The 21,677-nt window shown below is 57.2% G+C and carries 23 protein-coding genes; 4 read left to right on the top strand and 19 right to left on the bottom strand.

Annotated elements, in window-relative coordinates:
- Positions 1-7: 7 nt before the first annotated feature.
- Both ACKI5T_RS14390 and ACKI5T_RS14395 read right to left on the bottom strand, forming a co-directional pair.
- Positions 8-1,003 (bottom strand): ABC transporter permease subunit, encoded by a 996-nt coding sequence (locus ACKI5T_RS14390; protein ID WP_133631964.1) that lies wholly within the window; start codon positions 1,001-1,003, stop codon positions 8-10.
- Positions 1,000-2,520 carry a sugar ABC transporter ATP-binding protein gene (locus ACKI5T_RS14395; protein WP_131486853.1) on the bottom strand — a complete coding sequence of 507 codons (1,521 nt, stop codon included), beginning with the start codon at positions 2,518-2,520 and terminating at the stop codon, positions 1,000-1,002. Before ACKI5T_RS14395 ends, ACKI5T_RS14390 begins: the two co-directional genes overlap by 4 nt.
- Positions 2,521-2,836: 316 nt before the next feature.
- On the opposite strand from ACKI5T_RS14395, the gene ACKI5T_RS14400 reads away from it, so the two are divergent.
- Both ACKI5T_RS14400 and yjdP read left to right on the top strand, forming a co-directional pair.
- The gene (locus ACKI5T_RS14400; RefSeq protein ID WP_407438288.1) at positions 2,837-5,119 is read left to right on the top strand and encodes an ATP-binding protein; all 2,283 of its coding nucleotides are present in this window, start codon (positions 2,837-2,839) and stop codon (positions 5,117-5,119) included.
- Between the two features lie 69 nt (positions 5,120-5,188).
- Positions 5,189-5,512: a DDRRRQL repeat protein YjdP gene (yjdP, locus tag ACKI5T_RS14405; protein WP_407438290.1), complete on the top strand. Its 324-nt coding sequence runs from the start codon at positions 5,189-5,191 to the stop codon at positions 5,510-5,512.
- 64 nt (positions 5,513-5,576) lie between these two features.
- On the opposite strand, the gene ACKI5T_RS14410 is transcribed toward yjdP, so the two are convergent.
- From ACKI5T_RS14410 to ACKI5T_RS14490, 17 genes are all read right to left on the bottom strand, one after another.
- A complete protein-coding gene (locus tag ACKI5T_RS14410; RefSeq protein WP_407438292.1) occupies positions 5,577-6,062 on the bottom strand; it encodes a hypothetical protein in 486 nt (161 codons plus the stop codon).
- Between the two features lie 70 nt (positions 6,063-6,132).
- Positions 6,133-6,891 (bottom strand): phosphonate metabolism protein PhnP, encoded by a 759-nt coding sequence (gene phnP, locus ACKI5T_RS14415; protein ID WP_407438293.1) that lies wholly within the window; start codon positions 6,889-6,891, stop codon positions 6,133-6,135.
- A 9-nt stretch (positions 6,892-6,900) separates the two neighbouring features.
- The gene (phnO, locus tag ACKI5T_RS14420; RefSeq protein ID WP_407438295.1) at positions 6,901-7,335 is read right to left on the bottom strand and encodes an aminoalkylphosphonate N-acetyltransferase; all 435 of its coding nucleotides are present in this window, start codon (positions 7,333-7,335) and stop codon (positions 6,901-6,903) included.
- Positions 7,322-7,879 (bottom strand): ribose 1,5-bisphosphokinase, encoded by a 558-nt coding sequence (gene phnN, locus ACKI5T_RS14425; protein WP_407438534.1) that lies wholly within the window; start codon positions 7,877-7,879, stop codon positions 7,322-7,324. The genes phnO and phnN overlap by 14 nt, the downstream gene beginning before the upstream one ends.
- Positions 7,876-9,012, bottom strand: a complete 1,137-nt coding sequence (phnM, locus tag ACKI5T_RS14430; protein ID WP_407438296.1) for an alpha-D-ribose 1-methylphosphonate 5-triphosphate diphosphatase — start codon at positions 9,010-9,012, stop codon at positions 7,876-7,878. Before phnM ends, phnN begins: the two co-directional genes overlap by 4 nt.
- A complete protein-coding gene (gene phnL, locus ACKI5T_RS14435) occupies positions 9,009-9,689 on the bottom strand; it encodes a phosphonate C-P lyase system protein PhnL (RefSeq protein WP_407438297.1) in 681 nt (226 codons plus the stop codon). The genes phnM and phnL overlap by 4 nt, the downstream gene beginning before the upstream one ends.
- Positions 9,690-9,698: 9 nt before the next feature.
- A complete protein-coding gene (gene phnK / locus ACKI5T_RS14440; RefSeq protein WP_407438299.1) occupies positions 9,699-10,454 on the bottom strand; it encodes a phosphonate C-P lyase system protein PhnK in 756 nt (251 codons plus the stop codon).
- Positions 10,451-11,296 carry an alpha-D-ribose 1-methylphosphonate 5-phosphate C-P-lyase PhnJ gene (phnJ, locus tag ACKI5T_RS14445; protein WP_407438301.1) on the bottom strand — a complete coding sequence of 282 codons (846 nt, stop codon included), beginning with the start codon at positions 11,294-11,296 and terminating at the stop codon, positions 10,451-10,453. Before phnJ ends, phnK begins: the two co-directional genes overlap by 4 nt.
- Positions 11,289-12,353 (bottom strand): carbon-phosphorus lyase complex subunit PhnI, encoded by a 1,065-nt coding sequence (locus ACKI5T_RS14450; RefSeq protein WP_407438303.1) that lies wholly within the window; start codon positions 12,351-12,353, stop codon positions 11,289-11,291. The genes phnJ and ACKI5T_RS14450 overlap by 8 nt, the downstream gene beginning before the upstream one ends.
- Positions 12,353-12,937: a phosphonate C-P lyase system protein PhnH gene (gene phnH / locus ACKI5T_RS14455; RefSeq protein WP_011915566.1), complete on the bottom strand. Its 585-nt coding sequence runs from the start codon at positions 12,935-12,937 to the stop codon at positions 12,353-12,355. The genes ACKI5T_RS14450 and phnH overlap by 1 nt, the downstream gene beginning before the upstream one ends.
- Entirely contained in the window at positions 12,934-13,386 is a 453-nt protein-coding gene (gene phnG, locus ACKI5T_RS14460) for a phosphonate C-P lyase system protein PhnG (RefSeq protein WP_407438305.1), read from the bottom strand. Before phnG ends, phnH begins: the two co-directional genes overlap by 4 nt.
- Positions 13,387-14,112 (bottom strand): phosphonate metabolism transcriptional regulator PhnF, encoded by a 726-nt coding sequence (gene phnF / locus ACKI5T_RS14465; RefSeq protein WP_407438306.1) that lies wholly within the window; start codon positions 14,110-14,112, stop codon positions 13,387-13,389.
- Between the two features lie 20 nt (positions 14,113-14,132).
- Entirely contained in the window at positions 14,133-14,912 is a 780-nt protein-coding gene (phnE, locus tag ACKI5T_RS14470; RefSeq protein ID WP_407438308.1) for a phosphonate ABC transporter, permease protein PhnE, read from the bottom strand.
- 51 nt (positions 14,913-14,963) lie between these two features.
- The gene (phnD, locus tag ACKI5T_RS14475) at positions 14,964-15,980 is read right to left on the bottom strand and encodes a phosphonate ABC transporter substrate-binding protein (RefSeq protein WP_407438310.1); all 1,017 of its coding nucleotides are present in this window, start codon (positions 15,978-15,980) and stop codon (positions 14,964-14,966) included.
- A 65-nt stretch (positions 15,981-16,045) separates the two neighbouring features.
- The gene (phnC, locus tag ACKI5T_RS14480; protein WP_407438312.1) at positions 16,046-16,834 is read right to left on the bottom strand and encodes a phosphonate ABC transporter ATP-binding protein; all 789 of its coding nucleotides are present in this window, start codon (positions 16,832-16,834) and stop codon (positions 16,046-16,048) included.
- Between the two features lie 135 nt (positions 16,835-16,969).
- Positions 16,970-17,401, bottom strand: coding sequence for a VOC family metalloprotein YjdN (gene yjdN, locus ACKI5T_RS14485; RefSeq protein WP_407438314.1), 432 nt, complete (start codon positions 17,399-17,401; stop codon positions 16,970-16,972).
- Between the two features lie 80 nt (positions 17,402-17,481).
- Positions 17,482-17,817: a zinc ribbon domain-containing protein YjdM gene (locus ACKI5T_RS14490; protein WP_407438316.1), complete on the bottom strand. Its 336-nt coding sequence runs from the start codon at positions 17,815-17,817 to the stop codon at positions 17,482-17,484.
- Positions 17,818-18,417: 600 nt separating this feature from the next.
- On the opposite strand from ACKI5T_RS14490, the gene crfC reads away from it, so the two are divergent.
- On the top strand, positions 18,418-20,772 hold the full coding sequence (crfC, locus tag ACKI5T_RS14495; protein ID WP_011915574.1) for a clamp-binding protein CrfC: 2,355 nt from the start codon (positions 18,418-18,420) through the stop codon (positions 20,770-20,772).
- Complete coding sequence (locus tag ACKI5T_RS14500) at positions 20,769-21,647, top strand: diguanylate cyclase regulator RdcB family protein (RefSeq protein ID WP_407438318.1); 879 nt, start codon at positions 20,769-20,771, stop codon at positions 21,645-21,647. Before crfC ends, ACKI5T_RS14500 begins: the two co-directional genes overlap by 4 nt.
- The last annotated feature ends 30 nt before the right edge of the window (positions 21,648-21,677 follow it).

Raw genomic sequence — 21,677 nt, forward strand, 5'->3', positions numbered from 1 at the left:
GTTGTTGTTATGCACTTTGATGATGTCGGGTACGGTATTTGTCGATCAGAACCGCAATGATGATCACCGCCCCTTTGATCACCAGTTGCCAGAAGTACGAAACGCCCATCAGCGTCATGCCGTTATTCAGCGTGGCGATAATCAGCGCGCCCACCAGCGTGCCGGTGATCGTGCCGATCCCGCCGACAAAACTGGTGCCGCCGAGGATCACCGCCGCGATGGCGTCCAGCTCGTATCCCATGCCTAAATTGCCGTTAGCGCTGTAGAGCCGCGAGGCGCTCATCACGCCGCCCAGGCCGGACAGCAGGCCGCTCATGCCGTAGACAAACAGCAGCACCAGCCACACTTTGATACCGGTCAGACGCGCCGCCTGCATGTTGCCGCCAACCGCATAGATATGAACGCCAAGGGTGGTGCGGCGCAGAATGAACCAGCAAATTGCGATCACTGCCAGGGCGATCACCACGAGCCACGGAACCGGGCCCAGATAGTTATTGCCGATCCATTCAAAGCTGATATTGGAGTTAATCACCGTGGTGCCGTCGGCCAGCAGATAAGCCGCGCCGCGCAGCGCGGTATAGGTGCCGAGCGTGACGATAAACGGCGGCAACCCGGCAAATGCCACCAGCGCGCCGTTGAACAGCCCTAACACCATGCCGAGCATTAACGCGGCCGGAATTGAAAGCATCGCGAATTCGGGGATCAGCGATACCACCATCGCGGCCACCGCTGTGGTGCCCAGAATGGACCCCACCGACAGGTCGATCCCGCCGGTCAAAATGATGAAGGTCATGCCCGCCGCCAGCACGATGTTAATCGATGCCTGACGGGTGATATTCAGCAGGTTACTTTCGGTGAAAAAGTTAGGTGCGATAAAGCCAAATACCGCCACGATCAGAATCAAAATCGGCAAAATCCCGACCGTTTGCATCAGATCGCTCATCAGCATTTTTTTGGCGGAGGCCGATTTCGCCACCTGTTGCGGAGTAGGAGTTTGTGTCATGGTTGCACCGCCTGATGATGAGAGTCGTTCACGCCGGTTGCCAGCGTCATGATATTTTCCTGGGTAATGCTTTCGCCGTGCAGTTCGCCAGCGATGCTGCCTTCGCGCATCACGTAGACCCGGTCGCTCATGCCGACCACCTCCGGCAGCTCGCTGGAGATCATCAAAATCGCCACCCCTTTGCGCGCCATCTGGTTCATGATGCGGTAAATCTCACTTTTTGCGCCGACGTCCACGCCGCGCGTTGGCTCATCCAGAATCAGAATGCGCGGGCCAATCGCTACCCAGCGGGAGATCAGCAGCTTTTGCTGATTGCCGCCCGATAACCCGCCTGCGCGCACCTGCGAATGCGGCACGCGGATGTTGAGCAGGGCGATGGCGTCATCGGAAATTGACTGCGCTTTTTTGCGATTCAGCATGCCGAAGGAGGCGTCGCGCTCGAGCGTCGCCATGGTGATGTTTTCCTGCGCCGCCAGTTCCAGGAACAGCCCCTGCTCTTTGCGGTTCTCGGTCAAATAACCAATACCCTGATCGATGGCGGCGCGCGGGGAGTGAATCACCACCGGTTCGCCGTCGACCTCAATCATGCCGCCCGTGGCTTTACGTACGCCAAAAATTAGATGTGCCAGCTCGGAACGCCCGGCACCGACCAGCCCGGCCAGCCCGACGATTTCGCCGGAACGTACCTGCAGGCTGCACGGCTGGACTTTTTTGCCATCCGTCAGGTGGTGCACATTGAGACGCGGGCCGCCGAGCGGGATATCGCGCTCTTTGTTGAACAGATCGCTCAGCGGACGGCCGACCATCATGCGCACCAGCTCGGAGGCATTCAGTTTGTCGCGCGTCAGGCTGCCGACGTACTGCCCGTCGCGCAGTACGCTCACGCGGTCAGAAAGCTCATACACTTCCGCCATGCGATGGCTGATGTAGATGATCGCCATCCCTTCATCGCGCAGTCGCAAAATGAGTTCAAACAGGCGATGGGTTTCACGTGAGGAGAGGGCGGCGGTGGGTTCATCCATCACCAGCACGCGGCTTTTGCGGTGCAGCGCGCGGGCGATTTCCACCTGCTGCTGTTCGGCAATGGTGAGCTTCATGACCAAATCGGTGGATTTAAAATGCGCACCCAGCCGGTCAATGACCGTCTGCGCCTGCGCGGCCATCTCTTTACGCTGTACCAGCCCGCCGCGTGACAGCTCGCTGCCGAGGAAAATATTTTCCGCCACGGTGAGATTGGGCGCGAGCTGCATCTCCTGATAAATCAGCGTGATGCCTGCTGCCAACGCGTCTTTTGGGCCTTTGATGGTGTAGGGCTGGCCGTCGATCAGAATTTCGCCGCTGGTGGCGATATACGCTCCCGCGAGGATCTTCATCAGCGTGCTTTTGCCTGCGCCGTTTTCGCCCATTAACGCGTGGATCTCGCCGGGCCAGACCGTCAGATCCACACCCTTGAGCGCGTGGAAGTTGCCAAAGGTTTTGGCAATATTGCGCATCTCTAATACCGGGGTCCTGCTCATGGCGGATCTCCTGTGAAGGTCGATATCAGCAGTCCATCACATCCCGGTAAATGCAAAATGTCAGAAGCCGTTCATATTTGTCATAGTTATGAATAGTTAATGTGGATCACAGTTTAGGGCTGTGATGACCTTTTACCCTCACCCCAGCCCTCTCCCTAAGGGAGAGGAAGAAAACCACGCCCTCGGTTCTTTGGGGGAGCGTTGTAGGGAAAAGAATGACATTACGCCTCGCCTTATCGGGAGGCTTTGCTCTTCCCCCTCTCCCTGTGGGAGAGGGTCGGGGTGAGGGCATCACAGCACACTGGAGCCAACAAACATGCCATCTCGCCGCCCGCCCTTTTTTGCCAGCGCCCGTGGCCGCCTGCTGATTTTTAATCTGCTGGTGGTAGCGGTGACGTTGATGGTCAGCGGCGTGGCGGTGCTCGGTTTTCGGCATGCCAGCCAGATACAGGAGCAGGTCCAGCAGCAAACGCTGAACGACATGACCGGCAGCATGAATCTGGCGCGCGACACCGCGAATGTGGCGACGGCGGCGGTGCGCTTGTCGCAGGTAGTGGGGGCGCTGGAGTACAAAAGCAAGGCGGATCGGCTCAAGCAAACGCAGATGGCGCTGCGCCACTCGCTGGAACAACTCGCCGATGCGCCGCTGGCGCAGCAGGAACCGGCGCTGGTGGCGCGAATCATTCGCCGCAGCAATGAATTACAGCAAAGTGTGACCGGGATGCTCGAACGCGGACAGCGCCGCCATCTGGAACGCAACGAGCTGTTGAGCTCGCTCTATCAAAGCCAAAGCTTTTTGCGCCATTTGCAGGACATCAACCGTCGCGATGACGGCGATGTGCCGGATGCACAGCTGCTTGGCGAGATGGACCGGCTGCTGATGGCCGCCATTGAAACCCCGTCACCGCGCGCCACTATCCAGCAACTGCATGCAGTGATGGCCTCTCTGCCGCGGTCGGCCACGCTGCCGGTGATTGATTTTGTGCTGCCAGATTTCAACGCCGAGCTGCGCAAGCTCGCGCCGCTGTCAAAGCAGCTTGAAGAGAGCGAGCTGGCGATCAGCTGGTACATGTTCCACATCAAAGCGCTGGTGGCGATTTTAAACAGCGATATCAATCAGTACGTGGCGCAGGTGGCGCAGGCGTCGGAATTACGCACCGCGCAGAGCCATAAAGAGCTGCGCTCGATCAGCGTGTTCATCAGCGTTTTTGCGCTGCTGGCGCTGATCATCACCGGCTGCGCATGCTGGTATATCTACCGCAATTTAGGCTCCAACCTCACGGCCATTTCCCGCGCCATGTCGCGACTGGCGCACGGCGAGCCGGATGTGTCGGTGCCTGCGCTGCAGCGGCGCGATGAGCTGGGCGAACTGGCACGCGCATTCAACGTGTTTGCCCGCAACACCGCCTCGCTTGAGCACACCACCCGTCTGCTGAAACAAAAAACCACGCAGATGGAAATCGACAGGCTGGAGCGTCAGGGGCTGGAAGAAGCCCTGCTGCACAGCCAAAAAATGAAAGCCGTTGGCCAGCTCACGGGCGGGCTGGCGCATGATTTTAACAATCTGCTGGCGGTGATTATCGGCAGCCTTGAACTGGCGAATCCCGACTCGCCGGACGCGCCGCGCATCACCCGTGCGCTCAAAGCCGCCGAGCGTGGGGCGTTGCTCACGCAGCGCCTGCTGGCTTTTTCGCGCAAACAATCTCTGCATCCGCATGCGGTCGAGATGAAGCCGCTGCTGGAAAATCTCGGCGAGCTGATGTGCCACTCGTTGCCTGCCACCATCACGCTGGACATTGAGGCGCAGCACCCCGCATGGCCCGCGTGGATTGACGTCAGCCAGTTGGAAAACGCCATTATCAATCTGGTGATGAACGCCCGCGATGCGATGGAAGGCGAGGGCGGCATTATCAGGATCCGCACATGGAATCAGCGTGTTACCCGCAGCGATGGACGTCGACAGGATATGGTGGCGCTGGAGGTCATCGATCACGGCAGCGGCATGTCGCAGGAGGTGAAATCGCGGGTGTTTGAACCGTTCTTCACCACCAAACAGACCGGCAGCGGCAGCGGACTGGGCCTGTCGATGGTCTACGGATTCGTGCGCCAGTCCGGCGGGCGCGTGGAAATCGAAAGCGCGCCGGGGCAGGGCACGACCGTGCGGCTCCAGCTCCCGCGCTCATTGCAGCAGGTGATGATTGAGGATGAAACGCTGGCGGCAAGTGCGTCACCGCAAAGCGATCGGCTGGTGCTGGTGCTGGAGGATGAAGCTGACGTGCGCCAGACGCTGTGCGAGCAACTGCATCAGCTTGGCTATTTAACCCTGGAGGCTGAAAACGGCGAACAGGCGCTGAAAATGCTGGGATCCTCACCTGATATCGAAATGTTTATCAGCGACTTAATGCTGCCAGGCGGCATGAGCGGGGCGGAGGTGATTCACCACGTTCGCACGCATTTCCCCCTTCTTCCGGTGCTTCTGGTAAGCGGCCAGGATTTACGTCCCACGCACAATCCACAGTTGCCGGACGTTGAGCTATTGCGCAAGCCGTTCACACGTGCGCAGCTGGCGCAGGCGCTGCGCAAAGCGATGAAAATTTGAGATTCCTCCGCTACTCCCGGTTTACGCCGTTGATTAACGTACAGCCAGCCCACCTGCGAGACTGGCATTATGAAAAAATACGCTTCTGCCCTGTTATTTGGTCTGCTGTCTTTAACCAGCCAGCTGGCACATGCCGACATTGTTGACGATGCTATCGGCAACATTCAGCAGGCGATTAACGACGCCTACACTCCCAGCAGCAATAGCCGCCGGGATGACGATGATGATCGCTATGAAGACCGTCGTCGCAACGACAGCCGTCAGTATGACGACCGACGTCGTCAGCTTGAAGACCGCCGCCGTCAGTTAGATGACAGACAGCGCCAGCTCGATCAGGACAGACGTCAGCTTGAAGACGATGAACAGCGGCTGGAAGACAATTACGATCGGTAGCCGTCGATGAGAGTGAGTGCGTGGGATGAGCCGCACTCATGCGCAGACCGCGAACGGTCAGGCTCTACTCTTTGACTTCGGCTTGCGCATTCTCTGTTGGGATTTTCACGAGGGCTGGACGCACATATTTTTTATCCCCGCGGCCAGGAAGATAAGGCACAAACCTGCCCATGATCAGCCCGGCCAACAGCCCGGGACCCGTTGCCATCCAGAAAATCACTGAATCGACGGAGCCTGAATAAATCAGCCCGTAAAGCGTTGCAATCACTGAACCCATTGCCCCACAGGCGAGTGTTCTATGCCAGGCGTGCTGATAAATTTGCGGCGGAAGACAGGCTGCGGCGACCCCGGTCAGCAGGGCAGAAACCCCTCCCAGAAACCACGTCACGGCCATAAAAAACGGAAAATTCAGGACGATTTGCAGCAAGAGGTTTTCCGCCGAGCGGTGATTGGTGAGCAGTTCGCCGGTGAAGGTAACAGGGACGCCGAGATGCGGTCCCAGTAAAGCAAACCAGCAGGCGTGATGGAAAATACGGCGTGTTTTGGTCATGAAAGTCCCCTTCAGATAGTCATTTGAAGGGGAGCATAAACAGCGTAAGTGAAGTGACAGTGAAGTGGTGTCAATCCAGCACCAAAACCATCCCGTCGTACCCCGCTTCAAACCCGTCTGGCAACGGGTTATCCATTAACCACACGTCAAACTGGTGGCTGATGTGGGTCAAAATTACCTGCGGGCAGCCAATCACCTCATTGAGTGCGATAACCGTGTTCAGATCGCCATGATTGCGCGGCGTTTCCTCGCGCGGCGCGTGGCTGCAATCGATAACGATGCACTGCGGTTGGTTGTTGAGCAGAAATTTTACCGTTTTTTCCGGCAGCCCGGCGGTGTCAGACAGCCACGCCATGCGGCTGTGCGCGCTTTCCAGCAGATAGCCAAACGTCAGCTTAGAGTGGTTCAGCGGCAGCGGCGTCACCCGCAAACCCTGGAGTTCGAACATCACAAAGGGTTCTACTGTGTGGCTGAAATCCAGAATACCGGGATGTTTAAACAGATCGTCGCAGCCCGCGTCGTCCGGCGGGCCGTAAACGGGAATGGTCGCGCCCACACCCCAGCGCAGCGGGAAAAGCCCCTGGACGTGATCCATATGGTAATGCGTCAGCAAAAACTGCTGAAAACTGCCCGCCGGCCAGTCATCCATCAGATGCGGAATGCCTGCGTCCAGCAGCGTCACCGCGTCGTTGAATTTGACCGCCGCACTGCACGGGCGACGGCGATGAGCCTCCTGTAATCGCGCCCGACGACACGCCGCGCAGTCGCAGCCAAAGACCGGCACCAGCTGCGCGCCGCCCGTTCCCGTCAGCGTAATCGTCAAACTCATAGCGCCTCCTTACAGAGGTTTGGTGAATCTATAGTGGCTCTGGGCATACCCTTCGCGAAGATAAAAACGGTGGGCATCGACGCGCTTCACGCTGGTCGACAGCTCCGTCATCTCCGCACCCACTTTGCGCGCTTCGTCTTCAGCCCAGGTCAGCAGCTGGCTACCGACCTTCAGACCGCGTGCCTGCGGCAGTACCACCAGCTCCTGAATTTCGCCGATCCAGTTAACGTGATGGAGGTGAAATTGCAGATGCAGGCCAATCATGCCGACGGTCTGTCCATTCAGATCCGCCAGTTGATAATGCATGTTGCGATCCTGAAGATTGGCGAGAAAGCCCGCCAGAAAGGCGTCACGATCGAATTCCGCCTGTTTGAGTTCGCAAATCAGGCCGTAAACGGCCTGAGCATCTTCAGGGGTGGCGGGACGGAGTTCACAGGCAGGCATGGCGTTTTTCCTTCTGGCGAATAAGCGCGATTAAATTATCGACTGACTGTAGCAAACTTCCGTCGTTATTGAGGAGATGACAATCGGATGGCGTATAGCGTGCGGCGCGCTCCAGCCGCTCGTCAATCTCACGCGCAGTTTCCCGGCCTCGATTTTGCAGGCGATGACGCAGCACGTCAGGGGAGACCTGCAAACAGACCGGCAGCAGCGCCTGTTCGTACCGGGCGCGCGCCTGTTGCAAATGGGCGCGCGAACCGTTCACCAGCACGTCAAATCCCGCGTGCAGCCACAGGTCGATCTCCACGCCGACGCCGTAATAAAAGCCGTTCGCGTGCCAGCTCAGTGCCAGTAAATTTTGCCCGGCGCGGGTAAAAAATTCCTGCTCGCTCAGGGCGATATGGTTCTCGCTGCCTGCATTGGCCGCACGGGTAATGTAACGATGCGCCACTAACAGCCGCGTATGTTCCTGCTGGCGCAGCGCCGTCAGCAGGCTGTCTTTTCCGGAGCCGGACGGCCCCATTAGCCAGATCAGTTTTCCCATCAGAACACCCTTTTTCCCTGACGCCAGACGTGGTCAATATGAACATGCTCGCCTTTGCGATGCGCCAGCACCAGGTCGGCGCGTTTGCCTTCACCGATGACGCCGCGATCCTGTAGGTTCAGTGCATCCGCCGGGTTTTTGGTCACCAGACGAATCGCCTGCGGCAGGGTAAAGCGGTTACCTGCGTCGTCGGCAACGCGGAAAGCCGCATCCAGCAGGCTGGCGGGATAGTAGTCGGACGAGAGAATATCCAGCAGCCCGAGCGAGGCGAGCTGGCTGGCGGCAACGTTGCCGGAATGCGAGCCGCCGCGCACGATATTGGGCGCGCCCATCAGGACGTTCATCCCGTGCTTGCGGGAGGCTTCTGCGGCTTCGAACGTGGTGGGAAATTCGGCGATCACGCAGCCTCGCTGATGGGACTCGAGTACATGATCGTGCGTGGCGTCGTCGTGGCTCGCGAGGGCAATATTGCGCTCGCGGCACATCGCGGCAATCGACAGCCGGTTCGGCTGCGACCACTGCGCGGCCAGCGCCAGCTGTTCCTCTTCGTAGCGCGCCATTTCATCATCGCTGAGCGAATATTTGCCCTGATAATATTCACGATACTTTTCAATATTGGCGAACTGGCGCTGACCCGGCGAGTGATCCATTAGCGACACCAGCGACACCGGTTCGCGCCCGACCAGCTTTTCAAACAGCGGCAGTGTGGTGTGATGCGGCAGTTCGCAGCGCAGATGCAGGCGGTGCTCAGCGCGATTCAGGCCGCGCTTCTGTGTATCTTCCACCGCGTTAATCATCTTCTCGAGGTTTTCCAGACGATCGCCGCCGTCACGCACATCGCCAATCGCCACCGCGTCCAGCACGGTGGTGATCCCGCTGGCGACCATCAGCGCGTCGTGGCTGCTCATCGCCGAATGGGCGGGCCAGTCCACCTTCGGGCGCGGCGTGAAGAATTTGTCGAGGTTATCGGTGTGCAGTTCGATAAGCCCCGGCATCAGCCAGCCGCCTTCGCCGTCCATCGCCGCAGGCGTTCGGCTTTGCGTTTCGGCAAAGGCGCGGATTTCGCCGTCCTGGACTTCAATCGATCCCTCGACGACCTCGTTTTCCAGCACCAGTTTGACGTTATTGATAATCATGGCGCGACTCCCATGGCATGCAAACGATCCGCCACGCGATCGCGCACCGTAGCGTCGTGGAAGATCCCGACGATCGCTGCGCCCCGCGTTTTGGCATGTTCGATTAGTTCGACGACGGCGGCGCTGTTTTTGGCGTCCAGCGAGGCGGTCGGCTCATCGAGCAGTAAAATGGGGTAATCGACGATAAACCCGCGCGCGATATTCACGCGCTGCTGCTCCCCGCCGGAAAACGTCGATGGCGCGAGATGCCACAGGCGTTCCGGTACGTTCAGGCGCGTCAGCAAATTCGCGGCCTTCGCGGCGCACGCTTCGCGCGGCACGCCCAGATCCAGCAGCGGCTGCATCACCACGTCGAGGGCAGAGATCCGCGGGATCACCCGCAGGAACTGGCTCACCCAGCCGATCGTCGCCCGACGCACTTCCAGTACTTTGCGCGCCGGGGCCTGCACCAGATCCACCCATTCATCACCGTGGCGAATATGAATATGTCCTTCGTCGGGCAAATAGTTGGCGTACAGCGAGCGCAAAAGCGTCGATTTTCCACTGCCGGAATGACCGTGCAGCACCACACATTCGCCGCCGTTTACCTCGAGCGAGGCGTTTTGCAGGACCGGCAGGCGCACGCCGTTTTGTTGGTGGAGCACAAAGGTTTTACTGACATTTTCTACGCGGATCATGTTGACCTCTTAGTTCTGCAAAACGGATGACACCAGCAGCTGCGTGTAGGGGTGATGCGGATCGTCGAGCACGCGGTCAGTTAAACCACTTTCCACCACCTGGCCCTGCTTCATTACCAGCAAACGATCCGCCAGCAGACGCGCCACGCCTAAATCGTGGGTCACAATCACCACCGCGAGATCCAGTTCCACCACCAGGCCGCGCAGTAAATCCAGCAGCCGCGCCTGGACCGAAACGTCCAGCCCACCGGTTGGCTCATCCATAAACACCAGTTTGGGATGGGTCACCAGGTTGCGGGCAATTTGCAGACGCTGCTGCATCCCGCCGGAAAACGTGGTCGGCAGGTCATCAATGCGCGATGCGGGGATTTCCACCTCCTCCAGCCACTGCTGGGCGGTGGCGCGGATATTGCCGTAATGGCGTGCGCCGGTGGCCATCAGTCGTTCACCAATATTTCCGCCCGCCGACACCTGGCGGCGCAGTCCGTCCATCGGGTGCTGATGCACCACGCCCCATTCGGTGCGCAGCAGACGGCGGCGCTCGGCTTCGCTCATACCGTACAGCGGCTCATCCTGATAGCGAATTTCGCCGTTTTGCGGCGTTAAGCGCGCGGAAATGGATTTCAGCAGCGTCGTTTTGCCGGAGCCGGATTCACCGACAATGCCCAGCACTTCGCCCGGCCACAGCTCGAACGACACGTCGCTAAAGCCTTTTCCTGGCGCGTATAAATGGGTCAGATTATTCACCGAAAGCAGCGGTTTCATTGGCCGTTCGCCTCGCTCTGTTGGCGACAGAAATCGGTGTCGGAGCAGACAAACATTCGTTTGCCCGTATCGTCCAGCACCACTTCGTCGAGATAGCTGTGTTTGGAGCCGCAGAGAGCGCACGGCTCGTCCCACTCCTGCACCGTGAACGGGTGATCGTCAAAATCGAGACTCTCCACGCGGGTATACGGCGGCACGGCGTAGATGCGCTTTTCGCGTCCCGCACCAAACAGCTGGAGCGCGGGCATCATGTCCATTTTCGGATTATCGAATTTCGGGATGGGCGACGGGTCCATCACGTAGCGCCCGTTCACTTTCACCGGATAGGCGTAGGTGGTGGCGATATGGCCGAAGCGGGCGATGTCTTCGTACAGTTTCACCTGCATCACGCCGTACTCTTCCAGGGCGTGCATGGTGCGGGTTTCGGTTTCGCGCGGCTCGATAAAGCGCAACGGTTCCGGGATCGGCACCTGGAAAATCAAAATTTGATCGTCGCTCAGCGGCGTTTCCGGGATGCGATGGCGGGTCTGAATGAGCGTGGCGTCTTCGGTTTTTTCGGTGGTGTTCACGCCCGTGACGCGCTTGAAGAAGTTGCGGATCGACACGGCATTGGTGGTATCGTCTGCGCCCTGATCGATCACCTTCAGCACGTCCGTCTCGCCAATCACGCTGGCGGTAAGCTGAATTCCGCCGGTTCCCCAGCCGTAAGGCATCGGCATTTCACGGCCACCAAACGGCACCTGATAGCCGGGAATAGCTACCGCTTTTAAGATGGCGCGGCGGATCATGCGCTTGGTTTGCTCGTCCAGATAAGCAAAGTTATACCCGCTGAGATTAGCCATTTTTGCGCTCCCGTTGCAGACGTTTCAGCAGTTCCAGCTCGGCCTGGAAATCGACGTAGTGAGGCAGTTTGAGGTGCGAGACAAAGCCCGCCGCCTCGACGTTATCCGCGTGCGCCAGCACAAACTCTTCGTCCTGCGCCGGACCCGCAATGTTCTCGTCGTAATCGGGGGCCTGTAGCGCGCGGTCAACCAGCGCCATTGCCATCGCTTTGCGTTCGCCCATGCCAAACACCAGCCCGTAGCCGCGCGTAAAATGCGGATCTTCCTGTGCTGGCGCGACAAATCCGTTGACCATTTCGCACTCAGTGAGCAGCAATTCGCCGACGTTCACCGCAAAACCAAGCTCTTCTGGCACAATTTCGATATCCACCTGACCACTGCGAATTTCCGCCGCGAACGGGTGATTGCGCCCGTAGCCGCGCTGTGTGGAATAGGCCATCGCCAGCAGATAACCTTCGTCGCCGCGCATCAGCTGTTGCAGGCGTGACGAACGTGAGCAGGGATAAACCGGTGGCGTGCGGGTCACGTCATCGGGCGTGGCGCCCGAATCTTCTTCCGCTTTCGCCAGCCCCTGATTCGCCAGCAGGCTAAACACGTGCGGGGACGACGCGTGCTCGGCGTCGCGGGTTTGCAGCGCAGGGATTTCTCCGTTTGCCAGCAGGGTGAAATCCAGCAGGCGATGGGTGTAATCGTAGGTCGGGCCCAGCAGTTGGCCGCCAGGGATATCTTTGTAGACCGCCGAGATTCGGCGCTCAAGGCGCATCTCGGTGGTGTTAATCGGCTCGCTCACCGCCAGTTTTGCCAGCGTCGTGCGGTAGGCGCGCAGCAGGAAAATGGCTTCGACGTTATCGCCGCTGGCCTGTTTCAGCGCCAGTGCTGCCAGCTCGCGGTCGGCAATGCCGCCTTCGGTCATCACGCGGTCGACGGCGAGATTGAGCTGCTGTTCTATTTGGGCGACGTCCAGCTCGGGCAGCGCTTCATCGCCGCGTCGTCTGGATTCCTGCAACGCATGGGCGGCGGCTATCGCCTTTTCGCCCCCTTTGACGGCGACGTACATCAGCACACCTCGACATGCGTGGTCCGCGGAATCGCCAGCAGGCGCTCGCCGCAGGTGAGGATCAAATCGATACCCAGCGGGAACGGATGCGGACGCTCGGTGAGTTCATGAATGATGCATTCCGGCAGCTGTGGCGCGACCATGCGTTCATCGGCAATCCCGGCACCCGTCAGGCGCAGCATGCGGCCGCCGCTCAGGCTTGAGACCTGCAAAATCAGCGTGGCGCTGGTTTCCGGCGCGACGGCCGAGCCTTCGGAAAGCGCGTTCAGTTGCTCGTGGCTGATTTTTTCATCTGCGACGGCGAACAACGCCTGCTGCGGCTGATCGACCAACGGTGCGCTGGTGTGAAAACGCAGGTTCTGGCTGGCAATATCGTTTTGCAGGCTGGTGGAAAGCCATACGGGTGTGTCGCTGTCAGCGAGCGTCAGCAGCACGCTGGTGGTGGCGAGATTCAGCGGCTGCCAGCCGTGGGTGAGTTGATGCAGGGAGACAATCACGCCCGGCTCGCTCATGGCTTTGAGCAGACGACGAAAACTGTGTTGGGCATCCTGCACGGGCAGCGTAAAAGCGGGTTTGAGAGTCATGCGTTATCTCCGCGAACGAGCGTAAAGAAGTCGACCCGGCTGGTGTTCACTTCGGCCTGACGCGCGGCGATACGTGCGGCGCGATCGGCTTCCAGCGGGGCAATTAAGGTTTCCATTAGGGTCTGGAAATGGGGTTGTTCTTGCAGCAACGCGTCGATAACGGCGCACCGCTCGGCGTGGTCTTTGTTGCGCCCGAGCAGATAGCTGTAGCCGAGCGTCCCGCTGGTGAGACGAATCACCGCGCGGGTCAGCGTGGCGTCACCGGCAAAAAAACGTGCGCCGGTGCCGCCCATTCGTGCCTGGATCTGTACCAGACCGATTTCGGGCGCGCGGATCGACTCATAGTCCGCAGTGATATTCAGCCGATGCATGTGTGCCTGTAGCGCGGCGGGCTGGCTGTGCGCGAGCACGCTCATCCAGCGCTGGCGAGTGGAGAGGGTGAAATGCATTCAGTGCTCCATGGTGAATTCGATCATGTCGGCGCGGGTCAGGCTGACGGAGTATTCCGTCGCGTTGATCTCGCCGTCACGATGGTTAAGGGTGCGCACGCAGAGCAGCGGGGCCATGTTGGGGATCTCCAGCACTTTGCTCTCTTTGGCCTGCGCGCGACGGGCGCTGATCCGCGTCTGGGTGCGTTTGAGCGCGATCCCGGTCGACTCAAACAGAAAATCATGCAGCGAGCCGCTGGAGAAATTTTGCAGAATCGGCCACAGGGCGAGGTCAGCGAAGTAGTGGTCGATCTGACAAACCGCCACGCCATTAACGCGACGCAGCGTGCGCAGATGCACCACGTTATTTCCCTCCTGAATCCCCAGCGCATCGGCGATATGGCTGGAGGCCGGGCGCAGCACCGAGAGCAGTTTTTCGCTGGTCGGGTGGCTGCCCTGATCGAGTAAATTCTGGCTAAAGCGCGCCTGGGAATTGAGCGGGTAGTCGAACGGACGCATCAGGACCAGCACCCCCACGCCCTGACGGCGCTGTACCCAGCCGCGCTCGACCAACTGGTCAATGGCGCGGCGCAGGGTGTGGCGGTTGACTTCATAGCGGTCGGCGAGCTGTTGCTCGGCAGGCAAAAAATCCCCGCAGCGGTAGTGGGTGCGCAGCTCCACTTCGAGCTTTGCGGCAATCTCTTGCCAGCGGGTTGGGTAACTGGTCGGATGTCTGGATAAGTGCATAACAATCAATGCCTCGCAACTTAGATGAAGTGCTTACGCAAACGTTGAGACAGAAAATCCAGCAGGCTGACGGTAATGATGATTAACACCATCAACGCGCAGGTTTGTTGGAACTGGAAGCCGCGGATTGCTTCCCAGAGCGTGACGCCGATTCCGCCTGCGCCAACCATGCCGACCACCGTGGCGGAGCGCACGTTGGATTCAAAACGGTAGAGTGAGTAGGAGATCAGCAGCGGCATTACCTGGGGCAGCACGCCGTAGAGAATTTCTTCGATTTTATTGGCACCCGTTGCGCGGATGCCTTCGACGGGGCCGGGTTCAATGGCTTCGACCGCTTCAGAAAGTAGCTTCGAGAGCACGCCGGTGGTGTGGATAAACAGCGCCATGACGCCCGCGAAAGGACCAAGGCCGACGGCGACCACGAACAGCATCGCAAACACCATTTCGTTGATGGCGCGGCAAGCGTCCATCAGGCGGCGCATCGGCTGGTAAACCCACCACGGCACGATGTTTTCGGCGCTCATCAGGCCAAATGGAATTGAGAGAATTACCGCGAGCGCGGTACCCCAGACAGCGATTTGCATGGTGACCGCCATTTCGCTGAGGTAATCCTTCCACTGGCTAAAGTCTGGCGGGAAGAAGTCGGCGGCGAAGGTCGCCATGTTGCCGGAGTCCTGAATGAGCATCAGCGGGTTCATTTCCGCGCCCTTCCAGGAGACGACCAGGACCGCCAGCAAAATGGCCCAACTGATCAGCGAGAACCAGCTGCGCTTTGGCGGTGGAACGGTGATGGTTTGCATGTTGGCTCCTTAATCTGTTCTCCCTCTCCCTCAAGGGAGAGGGGACTTGTGTTACTGCACCGCTTTATTCACGCTGGTCATCGCGCTCAGGGCGGCGGTCAGACGGTCGAGATCTTCCAGTTGCGCCTGCAGGCCGGACACTTTGCTGGTCTTCTCTTCCGTACTCAGGCCTTTGTTATCCTTCACACTCTGCATCTGCTTAAACAGCGCGAGCTGGCGAATCGGCACCAGCTGCAGGTCGCTGGAGGCGCGGAACGGTGCCCAGCCCAGGCGTTCCAGCACGGTTTTCTCTTCTGGCGTTTTGCCGTAATTCATAAAGAAGTCGTACACCTTGTCCTTGGTACCTTCGGAGAGGTTTTTACGCCACACGATCGGGTCGCCAGGGATCAGCGGTGATTTCCAGATAACCTTCAGCTGTTTCAGTTTTTCGGGCGCGGAGGTTTTCAGCTTGTCGAGGTTTTCGGTGTTGTTGGTGGCAACATCGACCTGTTTATTGGCGACAGCCAGCGCGTTGGTTTCATGTCCCGCGTTGACGGTGCGTTTGAATTCGCTGGTGGAGATATTGTTTTTGGCAAAGACGTAGTAGCCTGGGACGAGGAAACCGGACGTTGAGTTCGGATCGCCGTTCCCAAACGTCAGATCTTTGCGCCTGGCGAGCATGTCATTGAGGTTATTGATTGGGCTATCTTTGTTAACAATCAGTACGCTCCAGTAACCCGGAGAACCGTCAGCGGCGACGGTCTGTGCAAAGACTTGGCCGTTAGCACGATCCACCGCTTCCATGGCGGAGAGGTTGCCGTACCAGGCGATATCCACTTTGTTAAAGCGCATGCCCTGGATTATCCCCGCGTAATCCGGCGCGAAGAAGGCGTTCACTTTGATCCCCAGTTTGGTTTCCATATCTTTCAGGAACGGTTCCCACTGGGGCTTCAGGTTTTGCTGTGATTCGGTCGAAATAATGCCAAAGTTCAGCACTTTTTCCTGTTCTTCGGCGTACGCCGGGCTTAACAGGGTGCTGATACTGAACATGCTGGTGAAAGCCAGCGCGGCAACGGCTTTATAGCTCATCTATCTTCCTCACTTGGGCAATGTTCCAGGCTATTTCATGGGGCAGCCTGGTCTTTTTGTGTGCGTTAAGCAGCCTGTGCATTCTCTTCGACGCGGGTAATGCCGCGGTAGAGATGGTCAAAACGGTCGTTATCAAAGGCCTGGCTTGAGCCGTCGTAAAACACGTGTCCCTGACGCAGGGCGACGATGCGCTCGCAGTAGCGCAGGGCGTAATCCACCTGATGCAGCGTCACGACCACGGTGATGCCGTCGTTCTGGTTAATGTCGCGTAGGGTTTCCATCACGATGCGGGCAGATTCCGGATCGAGAGAGGCAATGGGTTCATCGGCCAGAATCACTTTGGCTTTTTGCATCAGCGCCCGGGCAATCGCCACGCGCTGCTGTTGTCCACCGGACAGCGTGGAGACGCGCTGGTGGGCGAAATGCGCCATGCCAACGCGGGTCAGCGCCTGAAGAGCGTGCTGTTTTTGAACGGGTGAAAACCAGCGCAGACAGGTGCGCCAGAAAGGGGTGCTGCCGAGCGCGCCGATCAGTACGTTTTCCATCACCGTCAGGCGGTTTACCAGGTTGAACTGTTGGAAGATGTAGCCGGTTTGCGCGCGGCTTTTACGGATGTCGCCTGCCAGACGGCCCGCGCGCTGCACGGTATTTCCCAGCAGTTCGACGTGGCTTTCAGGCGTTTTATCCCCGGTGATTAAGCCGCTCAGATGGCGCAGAAGCGTGGATTTGCCTGAACCGGAAGGCCCCAACAGCGCCACCATTTCGCCTTTCTCGACGGTCAGATCAACGGCATGCAGGGCCTTATTGTGATGAAAGGTCTTGCTCAGTTTCTCGACGCGGATGACAGTTTGCATGTGCTGGGCCTCACGATAAATGTGGCCTCATGCTGGCGGATTAATGTGACATTTGGGTTAAGTATTGGTTGCGGGAGTTTGAAGAGTTGAGGTGAAAGGGATGACAGGCGGAAGCACGCGGCCTCCGCCAGCCTGCTACTGCTGTTTAACGACGTTAATCATCCACGGAACGCCATATTTGTCGGTGACTTTACCGAAGCCGTACGCCCAGAAGGTTTCCTGCCACGCCATGTCAATCTTGCCGCCCTCGGCGAGATTATCGAACCAGCGTTTGCCTTCTGACACATCCTGCGTGTCGAGCACCAGCGTAAAGCCTGCGTACTGGGCTTTGTCTCCGGGCAGGCCGTCGCTCATCATAATATCGTTCCCGGCGATGCGGACGTTGGAATGGGCAATGGCGGAGTCAGGGAATGACATGCCGGAAGGGCAGCCGTCTTCGCTGTGCTCGTCTTTGGGCATTTCGCCGAAGGTGATTTTGTAGAGGAGTTCTGCGCCGAGCGTTTGCTGATAAAAGGCGGTGGCCTCTGCACAGTTTCCGGCGAAAGAGATGTAGGGACTTAACGGCATAATCATTACCTCAGGTAAGAGAAGCTCAATAAGTGTAGTTCCAGTCTGCCCGGTAAGCTAAGCGCTACCGGGCAGACAAATCAGTTCTTTTTAACGAATTCTGATTTGAGCTTCATTGGGCCGAAGCCGTCAATTTTGCAGTCAATATTATGGTCGCCTTCAACCAGACGAATATTCTTCACCTTTGTGCCGATTTTCAGCATGGAAGAACTGCCTTTTACTTTCAGGTCTTTTACGACGGTGACGTTATCGCCATCGACCAACAGATTACCGTTGGCGTCTTTTACGATCAGCGCATCGCTATCTTGCGATGTTTCTACGTCATTCCATTCATGGGCGCATTCAGGGCAAATGAACATGCCGTTATCTTCGTAGGTGTATTCGGAATTACATTTTGGACAGTGTGGAAGAGACATATCGGTATCCTCTAAAAGTGCGAACGGGGCTGGAAAGCGCCAGCCAAAACACGGCAGTTTGCCGAAAAAGGCGTCAAGTATAGCGTAAGCCCCCACTTTTGTCGGTGATATTCTTTTTTTAAAAAATAAATAAAACACCGCATCTGGAGTGACATTTCCTGTCAGTCAGTTAAGCGATGCTAACAGCGTGCTTAAGAGATAAACATCGCGATGAAATATATAGAATATTTTATTGCGCAAATTGCCAGGTACTGACATTTCGGATAAGGTGAGGTGCGCTGTTGTTATTTAGCAACCGCAACCGGATTTGCCACTTCTTCTTTGGTGACCGGGAATTACCTCTCTTTTTAGGTGGGTAAATTACTTTGATATATCCTATAGCTCCATAAAAATGGTCTACGCTCATTATCTTTCGGCTTTTCTAGCCGAGAGGAGTGTACGAGCGCTCTACGCTGCAAACAGATTATATTTGTTTTGTCATCAGACGCTTATATTCAATGAACCTAATTTCCACGCGTAATCAATAAAGCCGAAATTTCATTATTAAAACTATCTGGCTTAATAAAAGTAATAAATTTGCGTTAAGGAAAGGCTTTTATCATGCACACACAAACAATATTTGAATTGAGCCAGGAAGCCGAGCGGCTGCTACAACTTGCTTTACAGAATCTTGATGCCTTGAAATCAATGCCGATTGCGGCAATGGATAGCACTACTGCAGCAATAACCGGTGTCAGCAATAATGTGCTGCCTTTGCACTTCAGCACCCGGGGTGTTGAAACCCAGCTGTCGATGCTGAATAACGAATTACGAAAAATAACCCGTCTTGAGATGGTGCTGGCCATTGTTGGCACGATGAAGGCCGGGAAATCGACCACGATTAATGCGATTGTCGGCACGGAAGTCTTACCCAACCGTAATCGTCCAATGACCGCGCTGCCGACGATGATCCGCCACACGCCGGGGCAAAAAGAGCCGGTGCTGCATTTTGCCCATGTTTCACCGATCGACACGCTGATTAAACAATTGCAGGAAAAACTGTGTAATCACGATCGCGGCAAGCTGACGCAGCGCCTCGAAATTGATAAAGACATGAATGCGTTGCTCGGGCGCATTGAACAAGGTCAAGCCTTCGAAAAACATTATCTTGGCGCGGAGCCTATTTTTCAGTGTTTGAAAAGCCTGAATGATTTAGTGCGGCTCTCTCAAGCGTTAGGCGTTGATTTTCCGTTTACTGAATACACCGCGATTGAGCATATTCCGGTGATTGAAGTGGAGTTTGTCCACCTCGCGGGCATGGATTCTCACCTTGGGCAACTGACGCTGCTGGACACGCCGGGGCCGAATGAAGCCGGGCAACCGCATCTGCAAAAAATGCTCAACGAGCAGCTGGCGCGCTCCTCGGCGGTGCTGGCAGTGATGGATTACACCCAGCTTAAATCGATTTCCGATGAAGAGGTGCGGCAGGCGATTTCGGCGGTGGGCAAATCAGTGCCGCTGTACGCGCTGGTCAATAAATTCGATCAGAAAGACCGCAATAGCGACGATGAAGAACAGGTGCGGGCGATGATTTCCGGCACGCTGATGAAAGGCAATATTTCACCGGGGCAGATTTATCCCGTCTCCTCGATGTGGGCCTATCTGGCGAATCGTGCGCGCTTTGAAATCGCCAACAATGGCCGTTTGCCGGATCATCAGGAACAGCGCTGGGTGCAAGATTTTGCCGAAGCCGCGCTGGGACGTCGCTGGCGCACGGCGGATCTGGATGACGTAGAACATATTCGCCATGCCGCCGATCTGCTGTGGGAAGATTCGCTGTTTGAGCAGCCGATTCGCAAACTGATTTATGCCGCGTATGCCAACGCGTCGCTGTATGCGTTGCGCTCGGCGTCCCATAAGCTCCTCAACTATGCGCAGAACGCCCGTGAATATCTGGATTTCCGCTATCAGGGGCTGACAGTCGCCTTTGATGAGCTGGAGTTGAATATTTCGCGTCTGGAAGAGGATATGGCGCTGCTTCAGATGCGTCAGGATGTGGTGAGCGACGAAGTCGGACACGAAGTCGAGCAGGCACTGGATGCAGCACAAACGTTTATCACTCATCAGAAAAACCAGATCCAGCAGGCGATTAGCCATATTTTTGACGGCGATAACATTCTCGATTTGGCCGGCATTGACCGCATGAATTTGCGAAACGGGGCGCAACACGACATGGGGCAACTGGTGCTCGATGACGAAGGCCAGGCGCAGATTGTGCTGAGCAAAATCCGTTCATCCTGTGAACTCGTGATGCTGGACGCACAGGGCAAAATCAGCCGCGAGCTGGCGTTGCGCTTTGATCAGCTTGAGTCGACGCTGGCGCGATCCTTAAACGAGGCGATGCGTCCGATTGAGAAACGCATCAAGGAAGAGTTAAGCCACGCTGGATTTCGGGCGCGGATTAGCTTCCCGGCGTTCCAGGCCAGTCAGCTCAACTTCAACACGCGCGGGCTGTTCAACGACGCGATTGCCTCAGAAAATCGTCCCGCCGGTGAGATCTCTGGTTCCAGCAGCGTGCGCGAAACGGTTTCACGCTGGCTAAACAATCCGGGCTGGGGCTGGGAAGATTGCGTGGTGACGCGCACGCGATACGTCATTGACGTCGCGCAGCTTCATACGCGAATCAAAGAACATATTGATCAATTTTGTGAACAAATCTATAAAGCTTTGGTGGCGCAGGTCGATGTTTCTGTTACGGCAGGCATGGCAACGTTTTTTGCGGAATTCTCGTTATGCCTCACCGGTTTACAGGAAAGCTTGCGTGATAGCCTCGCAGTGCGGCAGCAAAATGAGCATTCAACCAGAGCGCTCAGCCAGCTGTTGCAGCAATGTATTACAACTGCGACGTGGATTCAGGAAGATACCCGATTGTTACGCGATGATATTCAAACTTTATTCGCGGCAGAGCAAACATGACAACTCCATTGCTGGACGGTCCCGGGCGGACGTTAGAGTGTATTCATCCCAAATTTATGGTTGATTTGGTGCAAGGAGTGGACGCGGTGCGTCTCACTCCGCTGGTGCCTCAGCAGCAGCAGTTTCGTGAGCGTTTAGCCCAGGAGATCATGACTCAGACGAAGCTTCGACCCTGGGCGATGACGGGAATGTTCAGCGAAAATGCTGCCCTGCGGCTGGGTCTGGCGGAAAAACTGGCCGGTATGTTCGATCCTGGACACCTGGCCTTGACGCGTATGACCGACAAATTAACCTCTCTGCGCCAGCAAACTAACCGTCCCAAGCAACACTCTCTGGGATTGATACAGCAATATGACGATCTCTCTTCCTATTTTCACCAGCGCGCGGCCTATAAAGAAAAAGCGTTGTCACAGCGTGGCTTGACGGTGCAGGCGGGCGAACACAGCGAGCAAATCTTTAACCACTGGCGGGCGGGCCAATACGATGGCTGGTCGCTGGCGGGACGGTGTTATGTCGCGCTGGAAGAGCTGCGCTGGGGGGCATTTGGTGATGCCTGCCGTCTGGCGAATGATGATGTCGCGGCGATGCTGAAGGACAATTTGCGCAGCCTGGCAGCGAACTATCTTGCTCAGGGCATTAATGCTGCCCCAACAACACGTCATTTTTACCATCAATGGCTCGCCACGCCGGTATCGCCGGGTTTAATGGATCATAAAGATATGCTCGGCTGGCTGGGGGACTGGTGTCATGTGGACCGTCATCCGGTGAGCTGGTCGGTGACGCAGAGCTGGCAAACGGTGGCGCTTGGCATGCCGCGATTGTGTTCGGCGAAAAGGCTGGCGGACGCGATGGTGGGCGAGATGTTCGGCGAATAACATGGTACGTCGGTAAAACAAAAAACCTCT

The sequence above is a fragment of the Lelliottia sp. genome, assembly GCF_045627565.1.
Taxonomy (GTDB): domain Bacteria; phylum Pseudomonadota; class Gammaproteobacteria; order Enterobacterales; family Enterobacteriaceae; genus Enterobacter.

Coding starts and splice junctions, on each gene's coding strand:
- yjdP (WP_407438290.1), top strand. CDS start 5,189: ATGAAAAAATACGCTTCTGCCCTGTTATTTGGTCTGCTGTCTTTAACC.
- crfC (WP_011915574.1), top strand. CDS start 18,418: ATGCACACACAAACAATATTTGAATTGAGCCAGGAAGCCGAGCGGCTG.
- phnK (WP_407438299.1), bottom strand. CDS start 10,454: ATGAAACCGCTGCTTTCGGTGAATAATCTGACCCATTTATACGCGCCA.
- phnD (WP_407438310.1), bottom strand. CDS start 15,980: ATGAGCTATAAAGCCGTTGCCGCGCTGGCTTTCACCAGCATGTTCAGT.
- phnM (WP_407438296.1), bottom strand. CDS start 9,012: ATGATTATCAATAACGTCAAACTGGTGCTGGAAAACGAGGTCGTCGAG.
- ACKI5T_RS14490 (WP_407438316.1), bottom strand. CDS start 17,817: ATGTCTCTTCCACACTGTCCAAAATGTAATTCCGAATACACCTACGAA.
- phnF (WP_407438306.1), bottom strand. CDS start 14,112: ATGCACTTATCCAGACATCCGACCAGTTACCCAACCCGCTGGCAAGAG.
- phnG (WP_407438305.1), bottom strand. CDS start 13,386: ATGCATTTCACCCTCTCCACTCGCCAGCGCTGGATGAGCGTGCTCGCG.
- phnL (WP_407438297.1), bottom strand. CDS start 9,689: ATGATCCGCGTAGAAAATGTCAGTAAAACCTTTGTGCTCCACCAACAA.
- ACKI5T_RS14450 (WP_407438303.1), bottom strand. CDS start 12,353: ATGTACGTCGCCGTCAAAGGGGGCGAAAAGGCGATAGCCGCCGCCCAT.
- phnO (WP_407438295.1), bottom strand. CDS start 7,335: ATGCCTGCCTGTGAACTCCGTCCCGCCACCCCTGAAGATGCTCAGGCC.
- yjdN (WP_407438314.1), bottom strand. CDS start 17,401: ATGCCGTTAAGTCCCTACATCTCTTTCGCCGGAAACTGTGCAGAGGCC.
- ACKI5T_RS14500 (WP_407438318.1), top strand. CDS start 20,769: ATGACAACTCCATTGCTGGACGGTCCCGGGCGGACGTTAGAGTGTATT.
- ACKI5T_RS14400 (WP_407438288.1), top strand. CDS start 2,837: ATGCCATCTCGCCGCCCGCCCTTTTTTGCCAGCGCCCGTGGCCGCCTG.
- phnE (WP_407438308.1), bottom strand. CDS start 14,912: ATGCAAACCATCACCGTTCCACCGCCAAAGCGCAGCTGGTTCTCGCTG.
- phnH (WP_011915566.1), bottom strand. CDS start 12,937: ATGACTCTCAAACCCGCTTTTACGCTGCCCGTGCAGGATGCCCAACAC.
- ACKI5T_RS14395 (WP_131486853.1), bottom strand. CDS start 2,520: ATGAGCAGGACCCCGGTATTAGAGATGCGCAATATTGCCAAAACCTTT.
- phnC (WP_407438312.1), bottom strand. CDS start 16,834: ATGCAAACTGTCATCCGCGTCGAGAAACTGAGCAAGACCTTTCATCAC.
- ACKI5T_RS14390 (WP_133631964.1), bottom strand. CDS start 1,003: ATGACACAAACTCCTACTCCGCAACAGGTGGCGAAATCGGCCTCCGCC.
- phnJ (WP_407438301.1), bottom strand. CDS start 11,296: ATGGCTAATCTCAGCGGGTATAACTTTGCTTATCTGGACGAGCAAACC.
- ACKI5T_RS14410 (WP_407438292.1), bottom strand. CDS start 6,062: ATGACCAAAACACGCCGTATTTTCCATCACGCCTGCTGGTTTGCTTTA.
- phnP (WP_407438293.1), bottom strand. CDS start 6,891: ATGAGTTTGACGATTACGCTGACGGGAACGGGCGGCGCGCAGCTGGTG.